Source organism: Pseudarthrobacter woesei, assembly GCF_055412745.1.
In genome coordinates this window covers 42,071-56,770 of record NZ_JBVAYU010000007.1, presented here as the reverse complement: position 1 = coordinate 56,770, position 14,700 = coordinate 42,071, and the positions used below count along the sequence as shown (strand labels likewise).

Below are 14,700 nucleotides of genomic sequence, written 5' to 3'. Positions count from 1 at the left end.
GTGACTGTTCTCGATGACATCAATTCCGGTGTCAGGGAGGATATGGAGGCGCGCCAGCGCCTCGTCACGCTCGCAGAGCTCAGGGATCGGGCCGCCGCGGCTGCCCCCGCGCGCGATGCCTGGGCCGCCCTGGGCGGCGCCTCGGATCCGCGGGACCAACTTAAAGTGATCGCTGAAATCAAGCGGCGCAGCCCCTCCAAGGGTGACCTCGCCAGCATCGCCGATCCGGCCTCGCTTGCCGTGCAGTACGCCGACGGCGGCGCGGCAGCGATCAGCGTCCTGACCGAACAGCGCCGCTTCAACGGCTCGCTCGCCGACTTCGATGCCGTCCGTTCAGCCGTGGACATCCCGCTGCTGCGCAAGGACTTCATGATCGACGAGTACCAGATCTGGGAAGCCCGGGCACACGGCGCCGACCTGATCCTGCTGATCGTGGCGTCCCTTTCCGACGCTCAGCTGCGCGAGTTCAGCGCCCTCAGCCGCGAACTCGGCATGAACGTGCTGGTCGAGACGCACACCGCAGAGGAAATCGAGCGGGCGGTTGCCGCGGAGGCGCGGATCATCGGCGTCAACGTGCGCAATCTCAAGACACTCGACGTCGACCGTTCCGTTTTCGCCGAACTCGCCGGGGGCATCCCCGCCGGCGTGCTCGTCATCGCCGAATCGGGCGTGCGCGGCGTCGACGACGTCCGGCACTACGCCGCGAACGGCGCCAACGCCGTCCTCGTGGGCGAAGCCCTGGTCAGTGACGCGGCCCCGCGGGAGCGGATCGCGGAATTCATGAGCGCCGGAGCCGAAGAAATCGCCGCACGGTCCTGACCCGCGCGCCGGCAGGGCAACGCCTGGCCGGACGCCGGCAGCGCAACCGTGCGGCACCCAGATCTAATTAGCAGTGGAACAGGATGGTGAGACTGATGGTCGATGCGCCAGCAGCCGGCTCAGACGAAAGCGCCGTGGACGCGTTCCTGCAGGGTGGAGAATCCCTGCGGCACGCCCCCGGACCCTATTTCGGCACCTATGGCGGCCGATGGATGCCCGAGTCGCTCATCGCGGCCCTGGACGAGCTCGAGGACACCTTCGAGAAGGCCAAGGCCGATCCTGAGTTCACCGCGCAGATCGCGGATCTGAACAAGAACTACTCGGGCCGGCCCTCGCTGCTGACCGAGGCCAAGCGCTTCGCCCAGCACGCCGGCGGGGTCCGGATTTTCCTCAAGCGCGAGGACCTCAACCACACCGGCTCGCACAAGATCAACAATGTCCTGGGCCAGGCGCTCCTGGCCAAGCGCATGGGCAAGACCCGTGTCATCGCCGAAACCGGCGCCGGCCAGCACGGTGTTGCCAGTGCCACGGCCGCCGCGCTGATGGGCCTGGAATGCGTCGTGTACATGGGGGCCGAAGATTGCCGCCGGCAGGCCCTCAATGTTGCCCGGATGGAGCTCCTCGGAGCCACCGTCATCCCGGTGATAAACGGGTCCCAGACCCTCAAGGACGCCATCAACGAGGCACTCCGCGACTGGGTGGCCAACGTGGACAACACCCACTACCTGCTCGGCACCGCCGCCGGCGCCCACCCGTTCCCGGCCATGGTCCGCTACTTCCACGAGGTCATCGGCGAGGAGGCCCGCGCCCAGATCCTGGAACAGACCGGCCGTCTGCCGGACGCCGTCTGCGCCTGCATCGGCGGCGGCTCCAACGCGATCGGCATCTTCCACGGTTTCCTGGACGATCCCTCGGTGAAGATCTACGGCTTCGAGGCCGGCGGCGAGGGCGTTGAAACCGGACGCCACGCTGCCACCATCTCCCTCGGCAAGCCCGGTGTGCTGCACGGCGCCCGCTCCTACCTCATGCAGGACGACGACGGCCAGACCATCGAATCGCACTCCATCTCGGCGGGCCTGGACTACCCCGGCGTCGGCCCGGAGCACTCCTACCTCGCGGACATCGGGCGGGTCAGCTACGAGCCCATCACGGACAGCGAGGCGATGGAGGCGTTCCGGTTGCTCTGCCGCACCGAGGGCATCATCCCGGCCATCGAGTCCGCGCACGCCCTCGCCGGCGCCATCAAGGTGGGCCTGCGGCTCGCCGCCGAAGCCGGCGCTGATGGCGCCGCAGGCAACGTATCGGACAAGATCGTCGTCGTGAACCTGTCCGGCCGCGGCGACAAGGACGTGGCTACCGCGGCGGAATGGTTCGACCTGCTGGATACGGACTCACCCGAGTCGGAGATCGCGAAAGAGGGGGAGCAGCTGTGAACCACGTACCGTCGACCGGCAGTCAGGACACCACCGGCATCAGCAAATCGGCAGCAGCCATTGACCGCGCCAAAGTCCAAGGCCGCGCCGCCCTGATCGGATACCTGCCCGCCGGCTACCCGAGCGTTGAAGAGACCATCGCGGCAGGAATCGCCCTGGCCGAGAACGGCGCCGACCTGATCGAGATCGGCATCCCGTATTCCGATCCGGTCATGGACGGCCACGTGATCCAGGCTGCCACCACCGAAGCCCTCGCCAAGGGCTTCCACGTCCGCCAGGTCTTCGACGTCGTCCGCGGCATCACCAGCAAGACCGACGCAGCCGTCCTCGTGATGACCTACTGGAACCCCGTGGTCCGGATGGGCGTGGACGAGTTCTCCCGCCAGCTGGCGGAAGCCGGGGGAGCCGGGCTCATCACCCCGGACCTGATCCCCGACGAAGCCTCCGAATGGATGGCAGCCTCGGACAAGTACGGCCTGGACCGGGTATTCCTGGTGGCCCCCTCCTCCTCGCCGGAACGGATGAAGCGCACCGTCGAGGCGAGCCGCGGCTTTGTCTACGCCGTCTCGATCATGGGCGTCACCGGCGCCCGCACCTCGGTTAGTTCCGCGGCCAGGGACGTTGTGGCCGCCGCGCACGCCGCCGGCGCCGAACGCGTCTGCGTCGGCCTGGGCGTGTCCAACGCGGACCAGGTCCGCGAGATCGCGGCCTACGCGGACGGCGTGATTGTTGGCACCGCGCTGGTCGTGGCCATCGGCGACGGCGGCGTGGATGCGGTAGCGTCCTTGACGAAAGACCTCAGCACCGGCCTCAGCAAGGAAGAAGCTTAACCAATGCAGTCAGTCCTCCACACGGCAGCGATGATTCCCGTGAGCATTCCGAGCCCGGACTGGTCCGGCTTCGACATCCCGCTACCATGGGGGTCACTGCGGATCCATGCCTACGCCCTGTGCATCCTCGCCGGCATCATCGTGGGCCTGTGGCTGACCTCGGTCCGCTGGGCACGGCGCGGCGCCCCGGAGGGCAGCGTCTGGGACATCGCCATCTGGGCCATCCCCCTCGGGATCATCGGCGGCCGGCTCTACCACGTCGTATCCTCACCGGACGCCTACTTCGGGCCGGGCTTTGACGGCACCGGTGACCTCTCCCTGATCCCGCAGCTCCAGCGCGGCGGACTGGGCATCTGGGGCGCCGTGCTGCTGGGCGTCGTGGGTGCGTGGATCGGCTGCCGCAAGGCGGGCGTCAAGCTGACCGCCTTCCTCGACGCCGCGGCGCCGGGGCTGCTGCTGGCCCAGGCGATCGGCCGCTGGGGCAACTACTTCAACCAGGAGCTCTTCGGCGGCCCCACCACCCTTCCGTGGGGACTGCAGGTCGACGCCGACAACCCGAACTTCCCGCCCGGCATGGCCGCAGACACACTCTTCCACCCGACCTTCCTCTACGAATCCCTCTGGAACCTAGTGGGAGTCGGGATCCTGCTGGCACTGGACCGGAAGTTCCGGTTCCGCCGCGGACGCCTGTTCTGGCTCTATGCCATCTACTACACGCTGGGCCGGGTCTGGATCGAAGCGTTGCGGATCGACGACGCGGAGCAGATCAGCCTCTTCGGCATCACCACCCGGCTCAATGTCTGGACCAGCATTTTTGTCCTCGTGGCGGCGCTGATCGCCTTTGTTCTCCTGGGCCTGCGCAAGCGCGACGATCCCGACACCCCGTACCTGCCCGGCCGCGAGCCGTCCGTGACAGACGAAGACTCAGACACCGACGCCGGCGCAGACTCAGACGCCGACACCGGCGCAGACTCAGACGCCACGAACGACGCGGAAGCCGACGCAGCAACGAAGGAACCGGCCACCGTTCCGGCCGGGACTGTTCCTGCCTACAGCGGCGATGTCCGCCATTCGGACTCTGCTGTCTCAGATAGTGAATCGGGTGGTAATCTCCGTGATAACCAAAGCGGTCCAGGCAACGGTTCCGCTGCGGCTGTTGCGTCAAAGGAATCCACCGGCGGCACCAAGCCCGCCGCGGGAGCACCGGCGGCCGGAACACCCGGCCACCACACCACCGGATCCGCGCCGGAAGCTGAGGGCACCAAGTAGCTCGGCGCCGGCAAACCGGGCCGCGGAGCCACCCCTCACAGAGCCCGATTCCACAATGTAGTGGCAGCAGGGAATGCGCCGGACGGCAGAGCGTTGCCGTCTGCGCAAGCCCTGGCCGGCGCAGCGCGTAACTGTTCGTACAGGAGGCCGCGCTGGCCTACAATTCCAGTTAGTAACACTGTGTTGTGCCCGTCACACCGGCGCACCGATTCGGGCCAACGTTGTCCCTCCCATACGCACGATCAGGAGGAAGGACGTCTCCCATGACCCAAACCCTGCACAGCCCCAGTTGGTCCGAGCCGCATCAGCCGGCCGCCGCCATGTCACCGTTTAAGCGTTTCGCTGCACTGCCCGAAGCAGCCGGACTGTACAACCCCGAGCAGGAGAAGGACGCCTGCGGACTCGCCATCATCGCCACGCTGCGGGGGGAGCCGGGCTACGACATCGTTGACGCCGCGCTGACAGCCCTGCGCAACCTCGAGCACCGGGGCGCCGTGGGCGCCGACGAAGGAACCGGCGACGGCGCCGGGCTGCTCATGCAGGTCCCGGACGAATTCTTCCGCGCGGTCACCGACTTTGAGCTTCCTGCCCCCGGCCAGTACGTCGTGGGCACGGCCTTCCTCCCTGCCGAACAGCGCGAATCCGACGCAGCCAAGGCCGGAATCGAACGCCTCGCCGCCAACGAGGGCCTGACGGTCCTGGGCTGGCGTGAAGTACCCATCGTGGCCGACCTCGTGGGCGCCATGGCCCGGGCCTGCATGCCGTATTTCTCCCAGCCCTTCTTTGCCTCCAGCACCGGCGAAGTCCTCGAGCGCAATGAACTCGATTCCCGGGCCTGGCGCATCCGGAAGCGCGCCCAGAACAAATTCGGCGTCTACTTCCCCTCCCTATCCTCGCGGACCATCGTCTACAAGGGCATGCTGACCACGGCGCAGCTGGAGCCGTTCTACCCGGACCTCTCGGACAAGCGCTTCAAGACAAAGCTCGCGATCGTCCACTCGCGCTTCTCCACCAACACCTTCCCGTCCTGGCCACTCGCGCAGCCCTTCCGCACCATCGCGCACAACGGCGAAATCAACACCGTCAAGGGCAACCGGAACTGGATGCGCGCCCGACAGTCGCAGCTGGCCAACCCGCTGCTCGGCGATTCGCCGGAGGAGCTGTACCCGATCTGCACCCCGGGGGCCTCCGACTCAGCCTCCTTCGACGAGGTCGCGGAGCTGCTGTGGCTCTCCGGCCGCCCCATCACGCACTCGATCATGATGATGATTCCGGAGGCGTGGGAAAACCACGCCACGATGGATCCCGCCCGCCGAGCGTTTTACGAATACCACTCCCTGTTGATGGAACCGTGGGACGGCCCCGCCGCCGTCTCCTTCACCGACGGCAACCTGGTCGGCGCCACCCTGGACCGCAACGGGCTGCGTCCCGGACGGTACTGGATCACCGAAGACGGCCTGATCATCTTCGCCTCCGAGGTCGGTGTGATCGACGTCGAACCGTCCAAGGTGGTCAAGAAGGGCCGGGTTTCGCCGGGCAAGATGTTCCTCGTGGACACCGAGGCCGGCCGGATCATCGACGACGCCGAAGTCAAGGCCGAGATGGCGGCCGCCAACCCCTGGGCCGACTGGGTCAAGGACAACCTGATCGACCTCAAGGACCTGCCGGAACGTGAGCACGTGCTGCACACCCCGGCGTCGGTCAACATCCGCCAGCGCACCTTCGGCTACACCACCGAGGAACTGAAGATCCTGCTCGGTCCGATGGCGCGCACCGGCGCCGAACCCCTCGGCGCCATGGGCTCCGACACCCCGGTGGCCGTGCTCTCCAAGCGGCCCCGGCTGCTGTTTGACTACTTCGTGCAGTCCTTCGCGCAGGTCACCAACCCGCCGCTGGATGCCATCCGCGAAGAGCTCGTCACCTCGCTGATGTGTGCGATCGGCCCCAACGGCAACCTGCTGGACACCAAGCAGGTCCGGCAGCCGCAGGTTTCGCTGCCGTTCCCAGTGATCAACAACGACCAGCTCGCCAAGATCGCGAACATCGAGACCGCCGACGGCGACAGGGTCGCCATGAAGGTCCGAGGCCTCTACCGCCCCGAAGGCGGCGAGAACGCCCTGCGCGCCCGGCTGACCGAAATCTGCGAACAGGTCTCCGGCGCCATCAACCGCGGCGTCCAGTACGTGGTGCTCTCGGACCGTGACTCGAACGCCCAGTGGGCGCCCATCCCGTCCCTGCTGCTCGTCAGCGCCGTGCATCACCACCTGCTCCGCAGCGCCAACCGCACCAAGACCGCCCTCGTGGTCGAAGCCGGCGACGTCCGCGAAACGCACCACGTGGCCGTGCTGATCGGCTACGGCGCCTCCGCCGTGAACCCGTACCTGGCCATGGAATCCGTGGAACAGCTCATCTCCACCGGCGACGTCGTCGGGGTCACCCCGCAGGACGGCGTGTACAACCTGATCAAGGGCCTCGGCAAGGGCGTCCTGAAGATCATGTCCAAGATGGGCATCTCCACCGTGGCCTCATACACCGGCGCCCAGACCTTCGAAGCGCTGGGCCTCGGGCAGGATCTGGTGGACGAGTACTTCTCCGGCACGCACTCCCAGCTCGGCGGCGTCGGCCTCGACGTCATCGCGGCCGAAGTCTCCGCGCGCCACCGGATGGCGTATCCCGAGAACGGCATCGAAGTACCCCACCAGGCCCTGATGGGCGGCGGCGAGTACCAGTGGCGCCGCGACGGCGAGCCGCACCTGTTCAACCCGGAGACCGTGTTCCGGCTGCAGCACGCCACCCGTGAGCGCCGCTATGACATCTTCAAGTCCTACACCCGCGGCGTGGACGATCAGTCCGAGAACCTCATGACCCTGCGCGGGCTGCTGAAATTCAAGTCCGGGCTGCGCCCCGCGGTCCCGCTCGAGGACGTGGAATCCGTCTCCAGCATCGTCAAACGGTTCTCCACCGGCGCGATGAGCTACGGCTCCATCTCCAAGGAGGCGCACGAGACGCTCGCGATCGCCATGAACCGGCTGGGCGGCAAGTCCAACACCGGCGAAGGCGGCGAAGACGAGGACCGGCTGCTGGATCCCGAGCGCCGTTCGGCCGTCAAACAGATCGCCTCGGGCCGCTTCGGCGTCACCAGCCTGTACCTTTCCAACGCCGACGACATCCAGATCAAGATGGCGCAGGGCGCCAAGCCCGGCGAGGGCGGCCAGCTGATGGCGCAGAAGGTCTATCCCTGGGTGGCCCGGACGCGGCACTCGACACCCGGGGTCGGGCTCATCTCCCCGCCCCCGCACCACGACATCTACTCGATCGAGGACCTCGCGCAGCTGATCTATGACGCGAAGCGGGCCAACCCCTCGGCCCGGGTGCACGTCAAGTTAGTCTCCGAGGTCGGAATCGGCACTGTGGCCGCCGGCGTCACGAAAGCCAAGGCCGACGTCGTCCTCGTGTCAGGGCACGACGGCGGCACCGGCGCCTCGCCGCTGAACTCGCTCAAGCACGCCGGTGTGCCGTGGGAGCTGGGCCTCGCCGAGACGCAGCAGACCCTGATGCTCAACGGACTGCGCGACCGTGTGGTGGTGCAGGTGGACGGCCAGCTCAAGACCGGCCGAGACGTCGTCATCGCCGCACTGCTCGGCGGCGAAGAGTTCGGTTTCGCCACCGCGCCGCTGGTTGTGTCCGGCTGCATCATGATGCGCGTCTGCCACCTGGACACCTGCCCGGTGGGCGTCGCGACGCAAAACCCCGAGCTGCGCTCCCGCTTCAGTGGCAAGCCGGAATTCGTGGTCAACTTCTTCGAATTCCTTGCCGAGGAAGTCCGCGAGATCCTGGCCGGGCTTGGCTTCCGGACTATCGAGGAGGCGATCGGCCACGCCGAAATGCTCGACACCCGCCAGGCGATCAACCACTGGAAGGCTGAAGGGCTGGACCTGGACCCGATCCTGCACGGACTCGAGTTCGACGACGATGCCCCGCTGCGCAACCTCACCGGCCAGAACCACGAGCTGGACAAGCACTTCGACCAGCGCCTGATCGCGATGGCCGCCGAGGCCCTGAGCGACCGTACCCCGGTGAAGATCGTCCTCGACGTCATCAACACGGACCGTTCCGTCGGCACCATGCTGGGCCATGTGGTTACTAAGACCTTCAGCACGGACCTGCTGGCGACCGACACGATCGATATCACGCTGACCGGAACCGCCGGGCAGTCGCTCGGCGCCTTCCTGCCGGCCGGCATCACGCTGCGGATGTTCGGCGACTCCAATGACTATGTCGGCAAGGGGCTCTCAGGCGGACGCATCATCGTCCGCCCGGACCGCACCAACGTCTTCCCGGCGGAGCGCAATGTGATCGCCGGCAACGTGATCGGCTACGGCGCCACGAGCGGCGAGATGTTCCTGCGCGGCCAGGTCGGGGAACGCTTTATGGTCCGCAATTCCGGCGCCACCGCGGTGGCGGAAGGAATCGGCGACCACGGCTGCGAGTACATGACCGGCGGCCAGACGCTCATCATCGGGCGCACCGGCCGCAACTTCGGTGCCGGCATGTCCGGCGGCACGGCCTACGTGCTGGACCTGCAAACCGAACGCGTCAACAAGCAGGCCCTGGAGTCCGGGGAGCTACAGTTGCACGAACTGGACGCCGAGGACCGCGACATTGTCCACGGACTGCTCGTGAAGCACTCCGAGGAGACCGGATCGCTGCTCGCGGCTCGGCTGCTCGAGAACTTCGACGACACCGCAGCCCGCACAACCAAGGTGCTGCCGCGGGACTACGCGGCCGTACTGCAAACCCGTCTCGACGCCATCGAAGAGGGTCTTGACCCCGACGGCGAAGAAGTATGGGCCCGAATCCTGGAGGTGACCGGTGGCTGATCCACGCGGATTTCTGAAAGTACGTCAGCGCGAAACCCAGCCCCGCCGTCCCGTTCCGGTCCGCATCATGGACTGGAAGGAAGTCTATGAGGCCCAGGAAAAGGGTGTCCTGAAGTCCCAGGCCGGCCGCTGCATGGACTGCGGCGTGCCGTTCTGCCACCAGGGCTGCCCGCTGGGCAACCTCATTCCCGAGTGGAACGACCTCATCTGGCGGGACAAGGGGGAGGAAGCGATGGAGCGGCTGCACGCCACCAACAACTTCCCCGAATTCACCGGGCGGCTCTGCCCGGCGCCCTGCGAGGCGTCCTGTGTGCTGGGCATCAACCAGCCCGCCGTCACGATCAAGCAGGTCGAGGTCTCGATTGTGGACCAGGCCTTCGAGAACGGCTGGGTCACCCCGCTGCCGCCGGCCAGGCTCACCGGCAAGACGGTCGCCGTCGTCGGCTCCGGCCCGGCCGGGCTTGCCGTCGCGCAGCAGCTGACCCGGGTGGGCCACACCGTCGCGGTGTACGAGCGTGACGACAAGATCGGCGGACTCCTGCGTTACGGGATCCCGGACTTCAAGATGGAAAAGGAGCACGTCGACCGCCGGCTGGAACAGATGAAGGCCGAAGGCACCCGCTTCCGTACCGGCGTCGCCGTCGGCACGGACGTGACCTGGGAGCAGCTGCGCCGCCGGTACGACGCCGTAGTGGTCGCCACCGGCGCCACCGTGCCGCGTGACCTTCCGATCCCCGGCCGTGAGTTCGAGGGTGTGCACTTCGCGATGGACTACCTGGTCCCGGCCAACCGTGTTGTGGCGGGGGAGACGGTGGAGAACCAGATCAACGCCGCCGGCAAACACGTTGTCATCCTCGGCGGCGGCGACACTGGCGCGGACTGCCTCGGCACCGCACACCGCCACCAGGCCGCCTCCGTCACCACCCTGGCGATCGGCAAGCAGCCGCCGGCGGAACGTGCCGGCCACCAGCCGTGGCCGACGTTCCCCACCCTGTTCGAGGTAGCCAGCGCCCACGAGGAAGGCGGCGAACGCACCTACCTCGCGTCCACCATCGAGTTCGTCGGCGCGAACGGAAAGCTGACCGGCGTGAAGGTGGCCGAGACGGAATTCATGGACGGCAAGCGCCTGCCGAAGGCGGGCACCGAGCGGATCATCCCCGCGGACCTGGTCCTCCTCTCCCTGGGCTTCACCGGCCCGGAACCGGCCGGGATCACCGAGCAGGTCAGTGCCGAGTTCGACGGCCGCGGCAACGTGGCCCGTGACGGCTACTACATGACCAACACGGAAGGCATCTTCGTTGCCGGCGACGCCGGCCGCGGCCAGTCCCTCATTGTCTGGGCCATCGCGGAGGGGCGCGCCTGCGCCGCCGCGGTGGACAAGTTCCTGATGGGCAGCACCATCCTTCCGGCCCCTGTGGCGCCGACCGACCGGGCCATGGCCGTCCTGTAACCGGCTGCCGGCTCCCCAACGGCCACCAGCCGTTCACTCCCGCAACAACTCCATCCACGCAATCGACTACTAGGGTAGGTAAATGAGACGCGCTAAAATAGTGGCCACCTTCGGACCGGCAATCGCGAGCTTCGAGAACACTCTCGCCGTGCTCGAGGCCGGCGTCGACGTCNAAGAACCCCATTACCCCCTACGACGGCAAAGCACTCTCCGGCGTGGTCCGCAAAACCTTCCTGCGCGGCAGCATCGTGGACGGCAAAACCGCCACCGGCAAGCTGATTCGCCGCGGCGGTATCTGAGGCATGCGTGGCAGTACCGGTGCATCACCCCAGACGAGGTGCCAGTCCTTCAACGGCCCCGGCATGTCCACCTCCATCTGTACGCGGTCTGGCGATCTGGATCACCTGCGGACCGGAATCCGAGCTGGACGAAGCCACCCTGGCGCATGCCGCCATGCTGGTGCTTGAACGCGCCCTGAAATTTGCTCCGGAGGCGGAAGTCCATTGGCCTGCCTCCGGAGCTGCCACGTCCGCCGTGGAGGGAGCAACAGCCGACTCCTCTCAGCCTCCGTCCACGGCGGAGGCTCCTCCGACAACAGGAAAGGCAGCAACAGGAAACCCCGCGGCACATGCCGCGGATACCGACGGACCCCGGCTGCCGCCGTCGGCCGGTCCGGTCAGCCGCATGGCTGTCGACCTTGCCGACAACGAGGTTCTCCTGGACGGAAAGCCGGTGCCCCTCACGGGTGTTGAGTTCAAGGTCCTGCGGTACCTGGTGACCCATCTGTCCCGCATGGTGGGACGGGAGGAGCTCCAACAGTTCCTCGACTCCTTTGAAACCCCCGGCGCCTCAGCCCGTTCCATTGATGTCTATGTGGGCAGGATCCGGCGAAAGCTGGGAAATGCCCGCCATGCTGTGGCCACCGTCCGCGGCGGGGGTTACCAGTTCGTGCCCGGCACGTGCGCCACTGTCCGCGGTCCGGCGGAATACTGCATATAGCGCCGGTGCTGATATCTCAGCGGGAAGCCGCCTCACATAATGTCTTGCCTGCAAACCGACACAATCTACCAAAGGAGATGCCATGAGCCCCACCATGACCACCAAACTCCAGCCCGGAACCCAGGCCCCTGATTTTACCCTCACGGACGCCCAGGGCCGCGAAATATTCTTGACCGATTACCGCGGGAAAAACGTCATTGTGTACTTCTACCCGAAGGCCGCCACGCCTGGCTGCACCACCGAGGCTTGCGACTTCCGCGACAACCTGGCATCTCTACAGGGCAAAGGCTACGAGGTCATCGGCATCTCCCCCGACGCCCCCGAGGTGCTGGCCGGTTTCACCAGCGATTTCTCTCTGACCTTTCCCCTGCTGTCCGACGAAGATCACGCCGTCGCCCTCGCCTACGGCGCCTGGGGCGAGAAGCTCATCGACGGGCGCGTTACTGAGGGCGTGATTCGTTCCACTGTGGTTCTGAACGCCGATGGAGAGATAACTTCCGCCAATTACCGAGTCGACCCCGAGGGTCACGTGGCAGCACTCAGGAAAGAGCTGGGCATCTGAGGGCGCCCCTCAGAGTCCCTGGATGCCATCGCATCCTGGGCAAGTGGACGTCCTTGGCAGCCGAACCCACAGTATGGCTTACACCCCTAAAGGAGGGATTGGCATTGCCACAGCATCATGTGAAAAAGGACAGCAGATTCAAGTTCAGGCCAGGAGACCGGGTCGAAGCCTTCGACGGAACGGGCCTGAGTGTCCAGGGAATAGTCGAGTTAGTAGCTACCAAGCAACGCATCCTTTGGATACACACGCCGGCAGGCGACCGGAAACTCCTCGACGCTACAGAACACACAATCGGGCTCTGCGGCAGGACCCTGGTGGAATAGCGGGACTCCCTTCTCTGGGAGAAGAAATCCGCCGCTGCGCTTCAGCGAGACGAAGTCGCGATGGCTACCGGAGAGCCCGGGCATCGAGGAGTGGAAGAGTTGCCTCTTGACTGACAACTTAGCGTTGCCTGACGAATCTGCGCCCCATGCCTCACTAGTTCAGTTCAAGGACAGCTCCAACCATGCAGGAAAATATGAGGAAGAAATTTGAGACGCGCTAAGATCGTGGCCACGTTCGGACCGGCAATCGCGAGCTTTGAGAACACTCTCGCGGTGCTGGAAGCCGGCGTCGACGTGGCCCGCATGAACATGAGCCACGGCGACTACGCCGTGCACGACACCACATATGAGAACGTCCGCAAGGCGGCAGGACAGCTCGGCAAGGCCGTCGCCATCATGGCGGACCTGCAGGGCCCGAAAATCCGGCTGGGCCGCTTCGTCGACGGCCCGCACCTGTTGGCCGTCGGTGACACGTTCACCATCACCACCGCGGACGTCCCGGGTACCAAGGACATCTGCTCCACGACGCTCAAGAGCCTCACGGAGGACGTGAACGCCGGCGACGCACTGCTGATCGACGACGGCAAGGTGGCCCTGCGCGCCATTGAGGTCGACGACGTTCGGGTCGTCACCCAGGTGATCGTCGGGGGGTACGTCTCCAACAACAAGGGCATCAACCTGCCCGGCGTCGCCGTCAACGTTCCGGCGTTGAGCGAAAAAGACGAGGACGATCTGCGCTGGGCCATGCGCCGCGGCGTGGACATGATCGCCCTGTCCTTCGTCCGTGATGCCTTGGACATCACCCGGGTCCACGAGATCATGGACGAGGAAGGCCGCCGCGTGCCGGTGATCGCGAAGATCGAGAAGCCGCAGGCAGTGGAGCAGCTGCCCGAGATCATCGACGCCTTCGATGCCATCATGGTGGCCCGTGGTGACCTCGGCGTGGAGCTTCCCCTCGAGGAAGTGCCGATCGTGCAGAAGCGGGCCATTGAACTGGCACGCCGCTGGGCCAAGCCGGTCATCGTGGCAACCCAGGTGCTGGAGTCCATGATCGACAACCCGCGGCCGACACGCGCCGAGGCCTCCGACTGCGCCAACGCGGTGCTCGACGGCGCCGACGCGGTGATGCTCTCCGGTGAGACCAGCGTGGGCAAGTTCCCGATCGAAACCGTCAAGGTCATGGCCCGGATCATCGAATCCACCGAGGTCCACGGCCTGGAGCGCGTCCCGCCGCTGGGGACGAAGCCCAAGACCCGCGGCGGCGCCATCACCCGTGCCGCCGTCGAAATCGCCGACCAGCTGGATGCGAAGTACATCTGTACTTTCACCCAGTCCGGCGACTCCGCCCGCCGCCTCTCGCGGCTCCGTCCGATCAAGCCGGTGTTCGCGTTTACTCCGGTGGAGCACGTCTGGAACCAGCTCGCGCTGACCTGGGGCATCCAGCCGGTACTGGTCCCGATGGTGGGCCACACCGACGAGATGACCGCCCAGGTTGACCGCAGCCTGCTGGAACTGGATCTGGTGGACGACGGCGACCTCGTGGTCATCGCCGCCGGTTCCCCTCCCGGAAAGGCCGGTTCCACGAACCTGCTCAAGGTCCACAAGGTGGGCGACCTGGCGGACTCCGGCAGCCAGGGCGAGGCGACGGTGACCAGGGACAAGCTCGGTCCGTGGCCGGAAAGAAAGAAGAAGAAGATCAAGGCCGGGCCCAGACCGCGACTTCAATAATCCTGAGGAGTCAGGGAAACGAGGGGTTCCCGGGGCAGCGGTAATCCTTTCTCTCGGCATTTCAGCCCTGCTGTGTGAGCTTCTTCAGAGAAATTTGGCGGGGCGCAGGGCCCTTTCGGCAAGGGAGCCGTAGAAGATTCCATCAGAAAAGCCGGGACGGGTCGTGGATTTTGGGGCTGGAAACTACCCCGCAGGGGGCCGACGACTGTTAGCCTGTTGAGCGCGCTAACCTGCTGCTCGGGTAACTAGTGCCTCAAGCGCTCCCCACGGCACACCCGCAGGCCGGAGCCTCCAGGGCGACATATTGTACATTTTCGGCATTCCGTGATCAGTCTTCAGTGGATGCATAGCGTGCCTTATTCAGAGGAATCCATCGTTGGGCGGATTGCTGATCGGCCCGCACTTTG

At 66.1% G+C, this 14,700-nt stretch carries 9 protein-coding genes; all 9 read left to right on the top strand.

Annotated elements, in window-relative coordinates:
- The 9 genes from trpC to pyk all read left to right on the top strand — a co-directional run bounded on the left by trpC (position 1) and on the right by pyk (position 14,293).
- Positions 1-819, top strand: coding sequence for an indole-3-glycerol phosphate synthase TrpC (gene trpC / locus ACZYZE_RS11580; protein ID WP_459317253.1), 819 nt, complete (start codon positions 1-3; stop codon positions 817-819).
- A 95-nt stretch (positions 820-914) separates the two neighbouring features.
- Positions 915-2,252, top strand: a complete 1,338-nt coding sequence (trpB, locus tag ACZYZE_RS11575; RefSeq protein WP_459317254.1) for a tryptophan synthase subunit beta — start codon at positions 915-917, stop codon at positions 2,250-2,252.
- Complete coding sequence (gene trpA / locus ACZYZE_RS11570; RefSeq protein WP_459317255.1) at positions 2,249-3,082, top strand: tryptophan synthase subunit alpha; 834 nt, start codon at positions 2,249-2,251, stop codon at positions 3,080-3,082. The genes trpB and trpA overlap by 4 nt, the downstream gene beginning before the upstream one ends.
- A gap of 3 nt (positions 3,083-3,085) precedes the next feature.
- Positions 3,086-4,351: a prolipoprotein diacylglyceryl transferase gene (gene lgt, locus ACZYZE_RS11565; RefSeq protein ID WP_463907822.1), complete on the top strand. Its 1,266-nt coding sequence runs from the start codon at positions 3,086-3,088 to the stop codon at positions 4,349-4,351.
- A gap of 263 nt (positions 4,352-4,614) precedes the next feature.
- The gene (gltB, locus tag ACZYZE_RS11560) at positions 4,615-9,231 is read left to right on the top strand and encodes a glutamate synthase large subunit (RefSeq protein ID WP_459317257.1); all 4,617 of its coding nucleotides are present in this window, start codon (positions 4,615-4,617) and stop codon (positions 9,229-9,231) included.
- Complete coding sequence (locus ACZYZE_RS11555) at positions 9,224-10,681, top strand: glutamate synthase subunit beta (RefSeq protein ID WP_459317258.1); 1,458 nt, start codon at positions 9,224-9,226, stop codon at positions 10,679-10,681. The genes gltB and ACZYZE_RS11555 overlap by 8 nt, the downstream gene beginning before the upstream one ends.
- Before the next feature lie 306 nt (positions 10,682-10,987).
- Complete coding sequence (locus tag ACZYZE_RS11550) at positions 10,988-11,680, top strand: winged helix-turn-helix domain-containing protein (protein WP_463907819.1); 693 nt, start codon at positions 10,988-10,990, stop codon at positions 11,678-11,680.
- Between the two features lie 82 nt (positions 11,681-11,762).
- The gene (gene bcp, locus ACZYZE_RS11545) at positions 11,763-12,242 is read left to right on the top strand and encodes a thioredoxin-dependent thiol peroxidase (protein WP_463907817.1); all 480 of its coding nucleotides are present in this window, start codon (positions 11,763-11,765) and stop codon (positions 12,240-12,242) included.
- Positions 12,243-12,772: 530 nt separating this feature from the next.
- Entirely contained in the window at positions 12,773-14,293 is a 1,521-nt protein-coding gene (pyk, locus tag ACZYZE_RS11540) for a pyruvate kinase (RefSeq protein ID WP_463907816.1), read from the top strand.
- Positions 14,294-14,700: the final 407 nt, after the last annotated feature.